The 15,644-nt window shown below is 43.5% G+C and carries 20 protein-coding genes; 13 read left to right on the forward strand and 7 right to left on the reverse strand.

Going from position 1 to position 15,644, the window contains the following annotated elements:
• The first annotated feature begins 8 nt into the window (after positions 1–8).
• Genes ACIGBN_RS06870 through ACIGBN_RS06880 form a run of 3 tightly spaced genes read left to right on the forward strand, consistent with a single transcriptional unit; the run spans position 9 to position 1,806 of the window.
• Positions 9–320, forward strand: a complete 312-nt coding sequence (locus ACIGBN_RS06870; protein WP_133003937.1) for a BolA/IbaG family iron-sulfur metabolism protein — start codon at positions 9–11, stop codon at positions 318–320.
• 28 nt (positions 321–348) lie between these two features.
• Complete coding sequence (locus ACIGBN_RS06875) at positions 349–651, forward strand: STAS domain-containing protein (protein ID WP_133003936.1); 303 nt, start codon at positions 349–351, stop codon at positions 649–651.
• A gap of 12 nt (positions 652–663) precedes the next feature.
• Entirely contained in the window at positions 664–1,806 is a 1,143-nt protein-coding gene (locus tag ACIGBN_RS06880; RefSeq protein ID WP_396664444.1) for a SpoIIE family protein phosphatase, read from the forward strand.
• 55 nt (positions 1,807–1,861) lie between these two features.
• Here ACIGBN_RS06880 and ACIGBN_RS06885 read toward each other — a convergent pair whose 3' ends face one another.
• Positions 1,862–2,512 (reverse strand): YecA family protein, encoded by a 651-nt coding sequence (locus ACIGBN_RS06885; protein ID WP_133003934.1) that lies wholly within the window; start codon positions 2,510–2,512, stop codon positions 1,862–1,864.
• 94 nt (positions 2,513–2,606) lie between these two features.
• Between ACIGBN_RS06885 and ACIGBN_RS06890 the strand changes: the two genes are divergently transcribed.
• From ACIGBN_RS06890 to ACIGBN_RS06905, 4 genes are all read left to right on the forward strand, one after another.
• A complete protein-coding gene (locus ACIGBN_RS06890) occupies positions 2,607–4,376 on the forward strand; it encodes a RecQ family ATP-dependent DNA helicase (RefSeq protein ID WP_396664446.1) in 1,770 nt (589 codons plus the stop codon).
• Positions 4,363–4,890, forward strand: a complete 528-nt coding sequence (locus ACIGBN_RS06895; RefSeq protein WP_133003932.1) for a SprT family zinc-dependent metalloprotease — start codon at positions 4,363–4,365, stop codon at positions 4,888–4,890. Before ACIGBN_RS06890 ends, ACIGBN_RS06895 begins: the two co-directional genes overlap by 14 nt.
• Before the next feature lie 108 nt (positions 4,891–4,998).
• Positions 4,999–5,835, forward strand: coding sequence for a tRNA 2-thiocytidine(32) synthetase TtcA (gene ttcA / locus ACIGBN_RS06900; protein WP_133003931.1), 837 nt, complete (start codon positions 4,999–5,001; stop codon positions 5,833–5,835).
• 11 nt (positions 5,836–5,846) lie between these two features.
• Positions 5,847–6,413, forward strand: a complete 567-nt coding sequence (locus ACIGBN_RS06905) for a YfaZ family outer membrane protein (protein ID WP_133003930.1) — start codon at positions 5,847–5,849, stop codon at positions 6,411–6,413.
• Positions 6,414–6,504: 91 nt separating this feature from the next.
• On the opposite strand, the gene ACIGBN_RS06910 is transcribed toward ACIGBN_RS06905, so the two are convergent.
• From ACIGBN_RS06910 to hemN, 3 genes are read right to left on the reverse strand one after another with little or no spacing between them, the layout of a single operon-like run.
• On the reverse strand, positions 6,505–7,047 hold the full coding sequence (locus ACIGBN_RS06910; RefSeq protein ID WP_133003929.1) for an adenine phosphoribosyltransferase: 543 nt from the start codon (positions 7,045–7,047) through the stop codon (positions 6,505–6,507).
• A gap of 26 nt (positions 7,048–7,073) precedes the next feature.
• Positions 7,074–7,835 carry a fumarate/nitrate reduction transcriptional regulator Fnr gene (gene fnr / locus ACIGBN_RS06915; RefSeq protein WP_133003928.1) on the reverse strand — a complete coding sequence of 254 codons (762 nt, stop codon included), beginning with the start codon at positions 7,833–7,835 and terminating at the stop codon, positions 7,074–7,076.
• A gap of 24 nt (positions 7,836–7,859) precedes the next feature.
• Positions 7,860–9,230, reverse strand: a complete 1,371-nt coding sequence (gene hemN / locus ACIGBN_RS06920; protein WP_133003927.1) for an oxygen-independent coproporphyrinogen III oxidase — start codon at positions 9,228–9,230, stop codon at positions 7,860–7,862.
• Positions 9,231–9,413: 183 nt separating this feature from the next.
• Here hemN and ACIGBN_RS06925 point away from each other — a divergent pair, with 183 nt between their 5' ends.
• Both ACIGBN_RS06925 and tusA read left to right on the forward strand, forming a co-directional pair.
• Positions 9,414–10,010: an alpha/beta family hydrolase gene (locus ACIGBN_RS06925; RefSeq protein WP_396664451.1), complete on the forward strand. Its 597-nt coding sequence runs from the start codon at positions 9,414–9,416 to the stop codon at positions 10,008–10,010.
• A gap of 52 nt (positions 10,011–10,062) precedes the next feature.
• Complete coding sequence (tusA, locus tag ACIGBN_RS06930) at positions 10,063–10,299, forward strand: sulfurtransferase TusA (protein ID WP_133003925.1); 237 nt, start codon at positions 10,063–10,065, stop codon at positions 10,297–10,299.
• 103 nt (positions 10,300–10,402) lie between these two features.
• On the opposite strand, the gene ACIGBN_RS06935 is transcribed toward tusA, so the two are convergent.
• The 3 genes from ACIGBN_RS06935 to ACIGBN_RS06945 form a co-directional block, all read right to left on the reverse strand.
• Positions 10,403–10,996, reverse strand: a complete 594-nt coding sequence (locus ACIGBN_RS06935) for a CBS domain-containing protein (RefSeq protein WP_133003924.1) — start codon at positions 10,994–10,996, stop codon at positions 10,403–10,405.
• Between the two features lie 40 nt (positions 10,997–11,036).
• Positions 11,037–11,342, reverse strand: a complete 306-nt coding sequence (locus ACIGBN_RS06940) for a hypothetical protein (RefSeq protein ID WP_133003923.1) — start codon at positions 11,340–11,342, stop codon at positions 11,037–11,039.
• Between the two features lie 276 nt (positions 11,343–11,618).
• On the reverse strand, positions 11,619–12,041 hold the full coding sequence (locus ACIGBN_RS06945) for a MaoC family dehydratase (protein ID WP_396664454.1): 423 nt from the start codon (positions 12,039–12,041) through the stop codon (positions 11,619–11,621).
• A 68-nt stretch (positions 12,042–12,109) separates the two neighbouring features.
• Here ACIGBN_RS06945 and ACIGBN_RS06950 point away from each other — a divergent pair, with 68 nt between their 5' ends.
• The 4 genes from ACIGBN_RS06950 to prmB all read left to right on the forward strand — a co-directional run bounded on the left by ACIGBN_RS06950 (position 12,110) and on the right by prmB (position 15,641).
• A complete protein-coding gene (locus tag ACIGBN_RS06950; protein ID WP_165943009.1) occupies positions 12,110–12,763 on the forward strand; it encodes an HAD family hydrolase in 654 nt (217 codons plus the stop codon).
• Complete coding sequence (gene sppA, locus ACIGBN_RS06955) at positions 12,760–13,773, forward strand: signal peptide peptidase SppA (RefSeq protein ID WP_133003920.1); 1,014 nt, start codon at positions 12,760–12,762, stop codon at positions 13,771–13,773. The genes ACIGBN_RS06950 and sppA overlap by 4 nt, the downstream gene beginning before the upstream one ends.
• 142 nt (positions 13,774–13,915) lie before the next feature.
• A complete protein-coding gene (locus ACIGBN_RS06960) occupies positions 13,916–14,677 on the forward strand; it encodes a hypothetical protein (protein ID WP_133003919.1) in 762 nt (253 codons plus the stop codon).
• A 49-nt stretch (positions 14,678–14,726) separates the two neighbouring features.
• On the forward strand, positions 14,727–15,641 hold the full coding sequence (gene prmB / locus ACIGBN_RS06965) for a 50S ribosomal protein L3 N(5)-glutamine methyltransferase (RefSeq protein ID WP_396664457.1): 915 nt from the start codon (positions 14,727–14,729) through the stop codon (positions 15,639–15,641).
• Positions 15,642–15,644: the final 3 nt, after the last annotated feature.

Here is a 15,644-nt window from a genome sequence, read left to right on the forward strand (position 1 = left end):
AGATAAGTATGAAAATTCAAAATGAAATAGAAGAGGCGATTCGTGCTGCATTCGGCATCGAATTCCTCTCTCTTGAAAACGAAAGTTACATGCACAACGTACCAGCGGGAAGTGAATCTCACTTCAAGCTGGTATTGGCCAGTGATGCCTTTTTAGGCAAAAGACTGGTGCAGCGCCATCAGCTGGTATATGGTGTTTTAACAGAACAAATGCCAAAAATACATGCGTTAGCGCTTCATTTATACACAGTAGATGAATGGCTAGAGCGCGAAAAAACAGCGCCTTTTTCACCCAAATGCCATGGAGGCGAGCGCGAGTGATGTTTTTTTATAGCGGCTCGATAAAAATATGAGTATTTCAGTTACGGTCAACAAGGCAAGTAATGCCATTGAACTATCAATACTAGGCAGCTTCGACTTTTCGTTGTTTCACGATTTTCGAGAAGCCTATTCAGGGTTCATTGGTGAACAGCACCACTTTATTGTGGATCTTAGCCAGGTAGAGTACTTAGACAGCGCTGCGCTTGGGATGCTGTTGAGTATGAAAAACGCATTAGGAGAAGGTGCGACTATTGAGCTAAAAGGTGCGAATGATTTTATTAAAAATATTTTGATGATTTCACGCTTTGATAAACGCTTTGAGATACGGTAAATAACGGATTATATGAAACTTTTATGCGTAGATAGCGAACCTGTTTATCAAGAAATTGTTTCTATATGTGCTCAAAAAGAGGACATGGAGGTCATCACGGCCTCCTCGTATGATGAAGCGATTAAATCCTATGAAGTGCACAAGCCGGATATTGTGACTCTAGAGGTTGTTCTTCAGGGGGGAAGCGGACAAGAGCTTGCCAAGAGATTGAAAGCGCTCGACCCAGAACGCTTTGTGCCCATTATTTTTCTTACCTCTCATATTTCTGATGCTGTGATGAACGCGTGCTTTAAAGCAGGGGCTGACGACTTTATTCCTAAGCCCTTTAATGAAATGCTTTTTAGCACTCGCATTAGCACCCACAAAAGACAGATCCATTTGATACAAGAAATGTATCGAAAAAATCGCGAGCTTACTTTTTATCAAGCGATGATTGAGCGCGAGCATAAGATGGCTCATCAGGTGTTGGATCACATTTTGACGCGCAGTGAGCGACCCAGTCAAAAATTGGCCATTACGCGCCTATCCGCCACCAATTTTAACGGTGATTTAGCCTTAGCCTGTACGCGATCAGACGGCGCGAGAGTTGTGTTTGTTGGGGATTTTACCGGTCACGGTTTGTCTGCTTCTATTGGCGCATTGCCGGTTGCGCAAGCGTTTTTTGACGGTGTTGACCACCATGTTGGTCTGGCGGATCTTGCTATTCAGCTGAACAGAATTCTGTTAAATATTTTGCCGGATTACATGTTTTGCGCCGCCTATATTATTTTAATAAGACCGTCTGGAGTGATTGAATATTGGGGAGGGGGTATGCCTAATGGTTATATTCGCCGCGCTGATAATTCTGTCGACTACATAGCGTCTTCTCACATGCCTTTAGGGATTCTTGGTGTCAATGAATTTGAAACGAGCATAGAAATCGCTCATATCGATGAATTGGATACCTTGGTGATCGCTTCTGATGGCATTGTTGAGTTAAAGAACGCCGATCATGAGATGTTAGGCTCAAACGCCATGGAGGCTTTGGTGGTATCGTCTTATGCGGATCAAGATTTGGCGAAAGCGCAGGAAACCATGGAGGCGCATTTGGCAGCCTTTCAAGGGAAATCTGAACAGCTTGATGACATTACCTTGGTCGCCATTCGAAAGGTATAAAAAAGCGGCCTTAGATGTGGCCGCTTTTAGAGGGTGCTTACCTTATTAGACAGGGTTAGCGCTTTTTGTTTTTCTTGTTTTTATTGCCATTTTGTTTGTTACCAGCGTGTTTTGATTTTGCCGGCGCGCGCTGTTTTTCTGGCTCTGTTCGTAGGACAAGGAAAAGATCGGTTACTACGTCTGGAATTTGTTCGATGCAAGATTGTGTGAGTTTTTCGCTCTGACGAATCTGCACAACTTCTTCGTCATCAAAAAGATCTGAAGCGACCATAATCGGCAATAAAAGCTCAGCAATGACTTCTTCTTTTTCTGACTCAAACCAATGTTGTTCGGTCATGAAAACGCCTTCCATAAAGCCTGTAGCCCATTCTTGCAGCTCACTTAGCTCTTCGGCGGATGACCCCATTTCAATTTCGCAAGGAATGACGAATTCATCTTCTGATTCAAGCTCTTTCTGGATGTCTAGTGACAAGCGACTAAGCAGTTGCAGTATCTGTTTCTGTTGCTTTTCTGTTTCGAAGTCCGGAGTGTCTTCAAAAATAACAGGAAGCCACTGTTCTTCAGAAATAGTAAAAGGACAGATTGCTAATGCGGTTAAAAAACCGTGCGCCATAACGAAGTTCTGACATTCTTCATGAACCCGATCTGACTCCAAAAACGCTTCTAGTGTGTCTAACTCAAGATCATCAAGAGGTTGGTGTGCCATTTTACAATTCCTAATACTAAATAAGTCTGCGATTTTAGCGAAAAGGGCGCTAAAAATCGATGCACAATCCCCATGGTTAAGAGATAATTCACGAATGATTCAAAAGAACACCATTCTTTCAAAATTAGGCTACCTTCAGTATCGTCCGTTACAGGAAGAAGCTATTGATGCGCTGTGCTTAGGCCAAGATGTTTTGCTTGCTGCACCGACTGGCGGCGGCAAGTCATTAGTGTATCAATCTGCTGGACTTATCAGAGAAGGGGTTGGGATTATTATTAGTCCTTTAATTGCCTTGATGTCACAACAAGTCGAAGAGCTGAGAGAAAAAGGCATCAATGCCCATTTCCTGAATGCCAATTTGCAGCCTAGTGAACACGATGATCTGGTTTGGGCATTGCGTAATAACCACATTGACCTCTTGTTCTTATCCCCTGAAAAGCTCGTACAACCCTCTGTTATGAGCTTCCTAGACAGTATGTCTATTTCTCTGTTTGCCATTGATGAAGCCCATTGTATTACGCAGTGGGGTGGCTCCTTTAGACCAGAATATGGGCAACTTGGACAGCTTAGACAGCGTTTTCCTGATGTGCCTATTATTGCGTTAACCGGTACGGTCGATGAGGCAACCATTCGGGTTATTCAAACCTCGTTAGAAATGACCAATAGCCTAGTGTTAAAGGGCAGCTTTGACCGAAAAAACATCGAAATTCAAATTGCTCAGAAAAGAAAATCCAAGCTACAAGTCCTGTATTTTCTGCACAATGAAATGGCAGGTGAAAGTGGCATCATTTATTGTCGTTCCCGCAAGAAAACAGAACAACTCGCAAACTGGTTAAATCAACTTGGTTTGCCAAGCTTGGCGTATCATGCGGCTATGAGCGACAGGGACAGACAGCTTAGCCATAAACGATTCTCGACGGAAAAGGGATTGATCATGGTGGCCACCACCGCTTATGGAATGGGCATTGATATTGCTTATATTCGATTTGTCGTGCATGTGGATTTACCAGACAGCCCCGAGGCTTACTTTCAAGAAATAGGCCGCGCAGGGCGCGATGGCAAGCCCGCCAAAGCCTTGTTGCTTTACGGCTTACAAGACATGCTTAATGCTCAGCAATTTAGCGCCTTTCAGGATCACGAAGATGGGGATAAATCGGCACGACTGAGTGCGTTTTTCAAAGTCATTGAAGGTCGAGGCTGTCGCCGTAAAAACTTGCTCAATCATTTTGGCGAGGCGTCTGATAACTGTGGTCATTGTGATCGCTGCTTGCATCCTTCGTCAGAACAAAACACCACGGTCGCCAGTCAGAAATTGCTGTCATTAATTTATCACACCAAAGGGATTCGCCCTTTTTCTGTGCTGATACAGGTATTATTAGGGAAAAGAACTAAAGGTGTGAGTGCGATACAGGGGGAGCGACTGTCATTATTTGGCAAAGGTAAGGAACTTAATGAGGCGCAATGGAAAGCGGTGATTCGTCATTTAATTGCCTTCAATTATATCGAGGTTCATCAAGCTCAGGTGTTTTGTGTTCACCTAAAAGAAAAAGCCCGCAGCGTATTGAAATCACAAGCACAAATTTTGTTGGCACAAGAGAAGTATTACCCAACATTAGACAGCGAAGAGAGCATTAAAGAAACGGCCACTTGGCATAAGTTAAAGAGTTGGAAGCTATCCCAAGGCAGTGACATATTAAGCGACAATCAGCTGAGAAAGGTTTACCAACACAAACCTAATTCTATTGCTTCACTAAGTCGGCTAACGGGTTTGTCAAAAGAGTCTGTGGCGGCTTTCGCAGCATCATTGCTGCCATTGCTGCATGACATCGAAGAGAGAAAGGAACAGGATTATGCTTGCGAGTAGGCAACAGCAACCCCCTCTTGATCTAGACGATAGCGCGTCACTGGCGGCACAAATTCAGCACAAAGTGACCTTGTGTATGCAGCAAGCGGATGTTTTCTTTGGTAAACATTTTGACCCGCCAAGCTGTAATTTAAAGCAGAGAGGGCGGGCTGCTGGTACCGCGCATCTGCATAAAAATGAGGTGCGCTTTAACCTTTTTATGCTGCAGCAAAATACCGCGCTTTTTCTGGAGACAGTGGTACCCCATGAAGTCGCGCATATCATTGTTTACCAAATTTATGGTCATGAAGTTCGCCCCCATGGTAAAGAGTGGCAAGCTGTGATGAAAAAGGTGTTTCATCTTGAGCCAAACCGAACCCATAACTTTGAGGTTCCCTTACCAAAAAAAGCCTTCCGCTATCAATGCCAGTGCCAAATCCATACTTTCACAGCCCATCGTCATAACCGAGCGAAGAAGGGCACCGAATACATTTGCAAGCTGTGTCGCTCTCCACTTTATTTCTTGAAAGAATAATTAATGAGAGGTTTGTGACCTCCATGGGGTAAGAGCAGATGTTTTTTAATGCGACTGGGAGGACTGTATAGTAAGATAGTCGCATTTCGTTTTATACACGTGTGGATCATGGATTTTACTAGCAAACCCAAAGAAAAAGCCGAGCTTAACAAGCTCCAAAAACGCTTACGCAGACAAACAGGTCAGGCCATCGCAGACTTCAATATGATTGAAGAGGGTGATAAGGTAATGGTGTGTTTGTCTGGCGGTAAAGACTCATACACAATGCTTGAAATTCTTCGTAATTTACAAGCCAGTGCACCGATTAATTTCGAACTCGTTGCGGTCAATTTAGACCAAAAGCAACCCGGCTTTCCTGAGCATATTTTACCGGCTTATTTAGAAGAGCAAGGGGTGGATTTCCATATATTGGAACGCGATACCTACAGTATCGTTAAAGAAATTGTTCCTGAAGGAAAGACCACATGCGGCTTATGCTCACGTTTAAGACGAGGTTCCCTGTACGGATTTGCAGAAGAAATTGGCGCCACTAAGATTGCCCTGGGTCACCACAGAGATGACATCTTAGAAACCCTCTTTTTAAATATGTTTTTTGGTGGTAAGTTAAAATCAATGCCACCAAAGTTGCTTAGCGATGATGGCAAGCATGTGGTTATTCGTCCTTTGGCTTATTGCAAAGAGAAGGACATCGAAGCCTTTGCTACCGCAAAGTCTTACCCAATTATTCCTTGTAATTTGTGTGGTTCCCAGCAGAACCTGCAAAGACAAGTGGTAAAAGATATGCTTCAGCAATGGGATAAAGAGTACCCAGGTCGTACGGATATTATGTTTACAGCAATGCAGAATGTCGTTCCTTCTCACCTTGCTGATACTGAGTTATTCGACTTTAAAGAATTAAAGCAATCAGAAGATGCTTTCAACAAGTTAAACATCATCTCAATATAGGATTAATGGAAATGAATCTAACGAATAAGGCCTTACTGCTAACAGCGGGTATTTTAAGTTCATCCATGGTGTTGGCGTCTAACGCAGGCGTGAGCTTAACCAATGATTTAGCTAAAGCTGATGTGAGCCTAGACATGGGGCCTTTCGCCTTGACGGCTGGCGGCACGCACGATTCTGATGATGACACTTCTTCAGCTTATGTTGGCTTAAACATTCAAGACACAGACACCAGCGGCCCATTGCAGATTGGTCTTGGGGTTCGTGTGTATGCGCTGGATAACAACCTGAATGGCAGAAACGATGATGTGGCGGTTGCTGCAGCATTGGGTGGTTGGTACCGTTACACCTTCCCAATGGCAAATCGCTTAAGCGTTTATGGCTCAGCGTATTACTCTCCTGAAGTCTTGTCTGTGTCTCGTTTGGATCACATGTACACTTATGACGTTCGTGGTGAATACATGACCACTCAAAACACACGTGTTTACATTGGCTACGGCAGCACAGTGTCTGTTTATACCAATGATGAGCGTCGCGAAACAAGCGATGGTCTTAGCGTTGGTGCTTCCGTCGCATTCTAAGAATAGACTGGGTTAAGCATAAAAAAAGGTGGTCATATTGACCACCTTTTTTGTTTCTGCTGCCCCTGCTAATTAGGGGCAGAAGTGTGTATTACTCGCCTGCAAATGCGCAAAGACTGAAAATAGGGATCTCATTATCGCGTAACTTTTGGCTGCCCCCAAGATCAGGCAGATCAATAATAGCGGCGACTTCTTTGATTTCTGCTCCTTGGCTAGTAAGCAGTTCAATGGCAGCAAATAGGGTGCCACCGGTTGCAATCAAATCATCAAACAGCAACACATGATCGCCTTCTTTAACCGCGTTTTCTTGAATCTCAAGCTCTGCTGAACCGTATTCCAAATCATAGCTCTGAGAAATGGTTTTGCCCGGTAGCTTACCTTTTTTTCGAATCAAAATAAGTGGCTTTTGCAGTTCATAAGCTAATACAGCTGCAATCAAAAAGCCTCGAGCATCAATACAGGCAATGTGTGTGATATCGCTTGCGATATAGCGATGCACGTAAGCATCCACCACCATGCGCATGCCTTTCGGGTCGCTAAAGATAGGAGTGATATCGCGGAAACTGATGCCAGCTTTTGGCCAGTCTTCAACAGTGCGAATTAATGACTTAACGTAAAAATCGTCGTAAAGCATAAAGGGAAAGAGCCTTAATTTGTGAATCAAATATCGGCTATTCTAGCACAATCGTCCGCTATCCCTACCAACTTTTGCATCTCGCTCAGGTTGATGATTGAAATCTCTTTGCCGTCTACCTCGATCAGCTCATTTTTCTGAAAACGAGTCATCACTCGGCTAACCGTTTCAACCGCCAAGCCTAAATAGTTACCTACTTCGCCGCGAGACATGGCCAATCTAAATGAAGTGGCTGAATAACCGCGCTTTTTAAAGCGGTTGGAAAGGTTCAATAAGAAAGAGGCGACTTTTTCGTCGGCATTCTTTTTACCCAGTAAGACCATCATTTGTTGGTCATCGCTGATTTTTCGGCTCATCACCCTAAACAATTGATGTTTCAGAGAAGGGATTTGCGATGTTAGGTTCTCAAGGTGGCTAAACGGAATTTCACACACAGTCGTGGTTTCCAGCGCTTTCGCTGTAATCGGGTAGCTATTGTTATCAATGCCACTCAAGCCAACCAGCTCACTTGGGCAATAGAACCCTGTGATTTGCTCTTCACCAGAAGCCGTGATGTTAAATGTTTTTAGTGTCCCAGTACGAACTGCAAACACTGAATCAAACGCTTGTCCTTGATGAAATAGAATCTCACCTTTTTTAAGAGGGCGCTTCCTTTCAATGATCTGATCCAGTCTATTTATATCTTCATCAGCCAAAGCAATAGGCAGACATAATGCACTTAGACTACAGTTCTGACATTGCGAAGTAAGTTTACTGTTAAATCTTGATGGTGCGGTTGAGATTGACATAAATGTTTCCCTGACTGTAATTTATTATATAACTTTAGAGTATTTGATAGCGCTGTCTAGATACTGATCAAACACCATGCACACGCAACGAATCAAAAGGCGTCCTCGCTCTGTTACCCTAATATGAGTATGTTCCTTAAGGTGATCGATTTCAACAATTCCATCTTTTTCCAGTTGTTCTAATTGTTCTAATTCTTGGGAAAAATACTGGTCAAATTGAATTGAAAAGGCTTTCTCAATAGACTCGCTACGCAATTCAAATTGGCTAATTAAAGTCATAATAACTTGATGACGAATACGGTCATCTTGATGACTTATATAGCCTTTCATAATGGCCAACTGACCATTTTCAATGCTGTTTTGATAAAGCGATAAATCCGTGTGGTTTTGAATGTATACGCCTTTTAAGTGGCTAATGGCCGACACACCAAATGCAATCAAATCGGTTTCTGCGTGGGTGGTGTAGCCTTGGAAATTACGCTGTAATTGGCCTTTTTCTTGCGCCACTTTCAAACTGTCGTTTGGCTTGGCAAAATGATCCATGCCAATGTATTCATAACCCGCCTCAGTTAATGTCTCAATGGACAGCTTTAATAAGTTTAATTTTAATTCTGGAGACGGCAAGTCTTGGTCTAGTATTCGGCGCTGTGAGCGAAATCGATCCGGTAGATGAGCGTAGTTAAAGACGGAAATTCGGTCTGGGTTTAACTCAATTACTTTCTCTAATGTCTCTTTAAAGCCTGCAATTGTTTGCTTTGGCAAGCCATAAATAAGATCAAAGTTGATCGAAGAAATGCCCAGCTTTCTGGCGTCTTCAACCAAGTCGCTGACCATTTTAATTGGCTGCACTCTGTGAATAGCAAGCTGTACTTCTTGATCGAAATCTTGCACGCCAATACTGATACGGTTAATGCCATTTTTTACCAGTAATTGCATTTTTGACGAGGTGATTTCTCGTGGGTCAATTTCGATGCTGTAATCTTGGCTGCCATCTTGCACTAGGGTGAATTGTTGATTTATCGCGGCAAATAATTGCTCTAGATGCTGCTCAGAAAGAAACGTTGGAGTCCCGCCGCCAAAGTGCAACTGGGTAACAGGTCTATGTTGATCAATCATCAGGCTCCGTAAACGCATTTCCTCTTCGAGTAATTCTACGTACTCAGCGCCTTTATCATACTGCTTGGTAACCACCTTATTACAAGCGCAGTAATAACAAAGATGCGCGCAAAAAGGGATGTGAAAGTACAAACTGATAGGGCCTTGATTTGGCACTAGCATTTTGTCAATTAAAGCAATTTTACTGATGGCATTATCAAATTGTGGTGCTGTTGGGTAAGAGGTATAGCGGGGCCCAGATAAGTTGTATTTGGTGATAAGCGATTGATCCCAAAGCATGGTGTCTTCCTATTAAATTTTCTAATGCGAAGTTTACTCTTAGCCTCAGGGTGGCTTCATGATATAGATCAAAACTTGCTTCTAGTAAGTGTACGAAATCCTATGCAAGGCTTGTCTATCCGCCTCTTCAAAGGAGCTTGGGAATCTGCTCTAATGACTTTTTTATTTTGGTGCCTGATTTATATGTTAAAACTTCCTCTCTATTTGGCGCACGGGGCTGGTGCGGGCCATCAATCGAGCGACTTTTTGCGCGCTTTTGCCGATACTTTGACCCAGCAACACGCAAGACCAGTGGTCCCTGTTACATTTGATTATATGAAAGAGCAAGAACGGACCGGAAAAAGGCGTCCTCCTTCTAAATTCGTCAGTTTAGTGCCTGAATTTGCCGCGCAAATTGACACTGAGAAAGCCCTGATTGTGGCGGGTAAGTCGATGGGGGGGCGAGTGGCCACCCAGCTTTCAGAGCAAGAAAATGTTAAAGCGATTGTCTGTTTGGGGTTTCCCTTTCATCCGCCAGGAAAGCCTGAAAAACACAGGTTGGCCTTTTTGGATGCGGTGAGTGTGCCTTGTTTAATCATACAGGGCACAAGAGACCCTTTTGGCAAGCCTGAGTGGGTCAATGAGCAAACACTTAATGAGAAGGTTGAAGTTCAATGGTTTGAGGGAGCCGATCATGATTTCAAAACATTAAAAAAGCAGAAACTAAGCACAGATGAGGTTATTGATAATATTTCGGCGTCTATTGAGGCCTGGTTAGCGCGTCATGGATTGGACTACTAGCCAGTGCGTTTTATAATGCGCCCCATAAACAACGACAAAGAGTGAGTCGATAATGGAACACCAAGCTGAATTGGACGCTACTGGGTTGTTATGCCCTGAACCTGTGATGATGCTGCATGTCGAGATGCGCAAATTGGCAGAAAAAAACATTTTAAAAGTGATTGCAACAGACCCTTCAACAACTCGAGATATCCCTAAGTTCTGTAACTTTTTAGGTCATACTTTGCTTGAGCAAGTGCAAGAGGGTGATACTTACTTTTATTGGATTCAAAAGAAAGCAAGCCAATAGGGCTTAAAAAGTCTGTCTTGATAGCAAGGATTTAACCCCAAAAAAAGCTCATGCCTCTGAATCGTGGCATGAGCTTTTTAGGTTTTCAGGGTGTCTATTAGGGTTAGGCTACCTGCAATTTGCTTGGCGCGTGTACTTCACCCAATAAAGCGATTTTATAAATATTGCGGAAACTTGAAAAGGTAACATCGATGTCCAATTTTAATTGGCGCGCAATGTCGCTTGAAGAAATCAATCCACGAATCGTTTTGTTGTTCTCATCAATAACAAGAAGGTGCTGTAGCTCATTGGTTTTTTGGCTGTACAACAATGATTCAATGTCGGCATTTTTCAATGAGTTGTAAGACAGCGCCAATAGCGTTTCTTTTGGACGCATTAGGTCAGCAACCAAAAGTTCAGAGCGAGTAAAACCTTTTGCGACTTGCTTGATGAAAGCTTCTTCAGACAGGTCTTCTAACCCTACCACACCGACAAATGCGTTGTTGGCGTCTACCACTACTTTCATGCGAACGTGCTCTTTTCTCATTAAGCGAACCAATTCGTCAGCACGAGTACTAGACTCAATAACACGAGGCGCCGCGGTTTTAAAATCTGTGAATACGCTTAATGCAGGAGAATATAGGTTGATATTCTCGATGGTTACAGGCCAAGTTAATGCATTAACGTCTTTAGTAGAAACATAAGTAAGTGTTTTCATGATAGTTCTCCAAAAATAGATAAAAAAGTAAATTGGTGAGTTATATCAAGAAAACAGGAGGGGCCCTTGGTTTGATTCTATCAGAAGGTGATGTGCTAATAGGATGACGGTAAAATGAAAACAGCTTGTTGTCTTTTTTAGTCGGCACTACTAATGAAAGGTATAATGCGACATAGCTGTCATCTATTGGGTCAACATCTAAATCAGGAATGGCGGCTTCACAGCATATCTGCCCAGTCGCTGGCACCCAGCGCTGTTTACTTTCTTCTTGTGCGTTCGCGCGTTGAGACAGGCTCAACAAAGACGATGCGATAACGACAAGAATGATAAGTAGATGGAAGTTCATAAAACGCCTTAACTCATGATTTATATCATTAAATATATTCTTCTCCGGAAATAAATCCAGCGTTTTTTGATACATGTCGCGTATTTACACTATCCAATATCTTTTTTTGGGATCTCGTTCACTATAAGGACGAAACAGGGACCTTTGCAGACCAGTTTTAAAGCATTAGTAAGTGATGTGTGAGGGCGCTACATATATAAGAACCGCTTGCGCCGTCTTTAAATAAAAAAGCACAGAAAATCTGTGCTTTATATTAAAGGAACGATAAGCGCTTAACTATTCGCCCGCAGGTACCATAACAATGGCTTCGCCTGTTACTACGGCTTTGCCTTCGCATTCACATACGGTTTTTAACGTCACACGACGGCGGCGCTCATTAATCTCAGTCACTGTGATTCTGGTCACGACTTCTTGACCCAGAAAAACAGGCGCACGGAATTTCAAGTTTTGCTCCAGGTATATGCAACCAGGTCCTGGTAATTGCGTACCTATCGCGGCAGAAATAAAGCCAGCAGACAACATGCCATGGGCTATTTGCTTACCAAAAGACGTCGTTGCTGCGTATTGTGCATCGAGATGAACAGGGTTGGAGTCGCCTGTGACAGCCGCAAAGGTATGAACATCATCCTCTGTTACTATCTTGCGGTATTCGATGCTTTGATCGATGAATAATTGCTCTAAAGTGAAACCAGAAGTCATTGCTAATCCTTATCTTACATTTTTTCGCTATGTTACACTCTTGGCGCACCATTCTTAAGAGGTATTGCATGGTTAAGTTAGTGATTTTTGATTGGGATGGCACTCTTTTCGATTCCATTGCAGGAATTTGCAACAGTATGTTAGAAGCGGGGGCTCGCGTTGATGCGCCTAAAAGACATTTCGATGACATCAAGAACATCATAGGTTTGTCTCTAGATACGGCCGTTCAAACCGTGTGGCCAGAACTGGATGACGCTCACCGAACTAGATTGACCGAGCATTATAAGCAGATTTACGTCGATCAAGACCAAACACCACCAAACGCTTACGATGGCGTTTTTGAGTTACTTGAAACATTACGCCAATCAGGTTTGGCCCTAGCTGTGGCCACCGGAAAAACTCGACGCGGTTTAAATCGAGTGATGGGGCTAACCAAAACCAACGATTTTTTTACCACTTCTCGCTGTGCAGACGAGGCGCTTTCTAAGCCGCACCCTTTGATGCTGGAACAGATATTAGAAGAGCTCGAACTTACTCCCGATGACGCCATCATGATCGGCGATACTGAATACGATTTGAACATGGCCACAAACGCAGGAATGCGCAGTGTCGGCGTCACCTATGGCGCCCATCATCAAGAGAGATTGCAGGCCTGTAACCCCCATGCCATCATTAATGATATTAGGCAGCTAACATCAATTTTAGGATTAACAAAGCAATGAGTTGGACCGAAGAGCAAGACAAGCAAAATGCCCAAGACGCAGAACAAAATCCCGCGACAACACCAGATCCAGCGAATCAAGAAAAAGACAGCGATTCGAGACTCTGGCAGCTGTTGGAAAAAACACTGAATGATACTGTGGTTGAAAAGCGTCGAGCACGCCGCTGGAAAATCTTTTTCCGTTTTACCGGTTTACTCTTTGTGCTGGCTTTGATTGGCGCAGCACTAAGCCAGATGTCATTTGATACAACCCAATTAAATAAAGACACGGTTGCGGTTATTCCAATGCGAGGCGTAATTGGCAGCGGCGCAGAAATTGACGCATCTGAATATGTCGGCTTGTTGGATGAGGCGTACCGAAGCCATAACTTAACCGGCGTTGTGATTGAAATGAATAGCCCAGGTGGCAGTCCTGTTCATTCGGGCATTATCTATGACGCCATTCGCCAAAAAGAAGCGCTTTACCCTAATGTCCCAGTCATTGTGGTGGTTGAAGACATGGCGGCCTCTGGCGGTTATTACATTGCGTCGGCGGCAAATGAAATTTACGCGGACAAAGCCAGTTTAGTAGGTTCCATTGGGGTTATTTCATCAGGCTGGGATGCCAGCAAGTTAATGGAGAAAATTGGTGTTGAGCGCCGCACGTTCACCGCAGGGCGAAATAAAGACTTCCTTGATCCTTTTGTGCCTATGAGTAAAGAGGGGAAAGAGAAATGGCAAGCGGTATTAGATGAAACGCATCAGCAATTCATTCATGCGGTAGAAGTGGGTCGAGGCGACCGATTAAAAATCACAGATGATGTTTTCTCAGGAATGATCTTTACCGGCGTTCAAGCTCAGAAAATTGGATTGATTGATGGTTTATCCAGTGCGCATGACTTGTTAAAGACTCGTTTCCCGAATTCAACTCCAGTGGTCTATGCCCCTGAGCGCGATCCATGGGAAAAAGTCGCGAAAGAATTTGGCGTGCAATTCGCGGCTAAGATACTCAGCACAGTGACGCTGCAATAATTTACTAAGCAAGATTGCTATCGTCATCAAAGCCTCTGTCAAACAGGGGCTTTTTTATTCACGGCATTGAGATAAACTGTTTTAATGATAAAAAAGATAATATAATGACTTAATTGATTATTGTATAAGAAGGTGTTTCGTTATGGCTCGTAAAGCAAATATTGCAAGAGAAGAGATTCATCAGGCTTGTTGGGATCTATTGGAGCAAAACCATTTCCCGAACATCCCAAGAATAGCCGACTATTTTCTTAAGAAAGACGGCCGCCATGCATCGAATACCACCTTGCTGAATGCGATCACTGAGTGGGAAGAGTCCTATAAAGAATACCAACAGCATCAGCTGAAAGAATTAAATGATGCCTTGCAGCCAGCCTTCAATCATTTCTCACGAGAAATAACACAAACCCTTGGGACCTTGCTGGATGAAAAGCAAGTCGACCTTGAAAATCAGCAAGCCTTAAAAGAAAGCGCGACGCACCAAGGTTTTCTCTCATTGAGTTCTGTTTTATGTGAGACGCAAGATTCTTTGGCTAAGGTAACAGAAGAAAAGCAGCAGTTAGAAAACGCTCACCAAGCGCTCATCGAGAAACACCAGATGATTCTGGAGCGCCATGACGACATAGTTTCACACAACAAGGTCATCGACAGTCAACTTAAGCAAACGCAAAAAGAGCGGGACGAGTTGCAGTTAAACTTGTCACAAAAAGCCGTTGATCTCGCCAAGCTAGACAACAAAGTCAGCGGCCTTGAAGAAGAAAACGCTCAGCTAAAAGAGCAGTTACACGCGCTGAAAAATCAACATCAATCCATACAAGATGGCCATCTAGAAAAACTCAATAAGCAGATGGAGGAATTAACGCAATCCGTCGCTCGTATCCAGATCAAGGATAGAGACAATAAATAATAAAGGCTATAATGCCGCTTTGTTTTACCCCATACATGGCCGAATTCTAATGAGCAGTAGACAATCCGCAGTTCGCGACTTAAACACCATTAAAGATTTTATTCGCTGGACCTACAGCCGCTTTCAAAAAGCGGACCTTTTTTATGGGCATGGCACAGACAATCCTTGGGACGAGGCGGTTCATCTTGTCATGGGGGGATTAAGTTTACCCTTAGATTTTGATCGGGATATGTTAGATTGTGCGCTGACATACAATGAAAAAAAACGTTTACTGAAGCTAATCGATAGCCGCATTAATAAGCGTGAACCCTTACCGTATTTACTTGGTGAAGCATGGTTTATGGGGCTTCCATTCAAGGTGACAAAAGACACCTTGATCCCGAGATCGCCTATTATTTCTCTATTAGAAAGTGAGTTCGCCCCTTGGCTGAACCAATATCCAAGAACTATTCTGGATATGTGTACAGGCAGTGGCTGTTTAGGCATTGCCGCCGCGTTGGTTTTTGATGAAGCCTCAGTGAATCTGAGTGACATCAGTGAAGCCGCTCTTGTAGTCGCGAATGAGAATATCGTGCGCCATCAAGTCGAAGATCGTGTGCAGGCCATACATTCTGATATGTTCTCCGCACTGACCGGCAAACAATACGATTTAATTATTTGTAACCCTCCTTATGTCGATAAGCAGGACTTCCAACAAGCGCCTGCAGAGTTCCATAATGAACCAGAATTAGCGCTAACCTCTGGTGATGATGGGCTGAACTTTACCCATAAGTTTTTAGCTCAGGCCGCGCATTATCTTCATGATGACGGTATATTAGTATACGAAGTGGGTAATACCGAAGTGGCATTGCAAGCTGCCTACCCAGAAATCCCCTTTATGTGGGTTGAATTAGAGCAGGGCGGAAACGGCGTTTTTGTCCTCACCAAAGAACAATTAAACCAACTATTACACGAGCAACAGTAGCAT

Origin of the sequence: Marinomonas sp. NPDC078689, from assembly GCF_044542435.1 — a bacterium.
GTDB lineage: Bacteria > Pseudomonadota > Gammaproteobacteria > Pseudomonadales > Marinomonadaceae > Marinomonas > Marinomonas arenicola.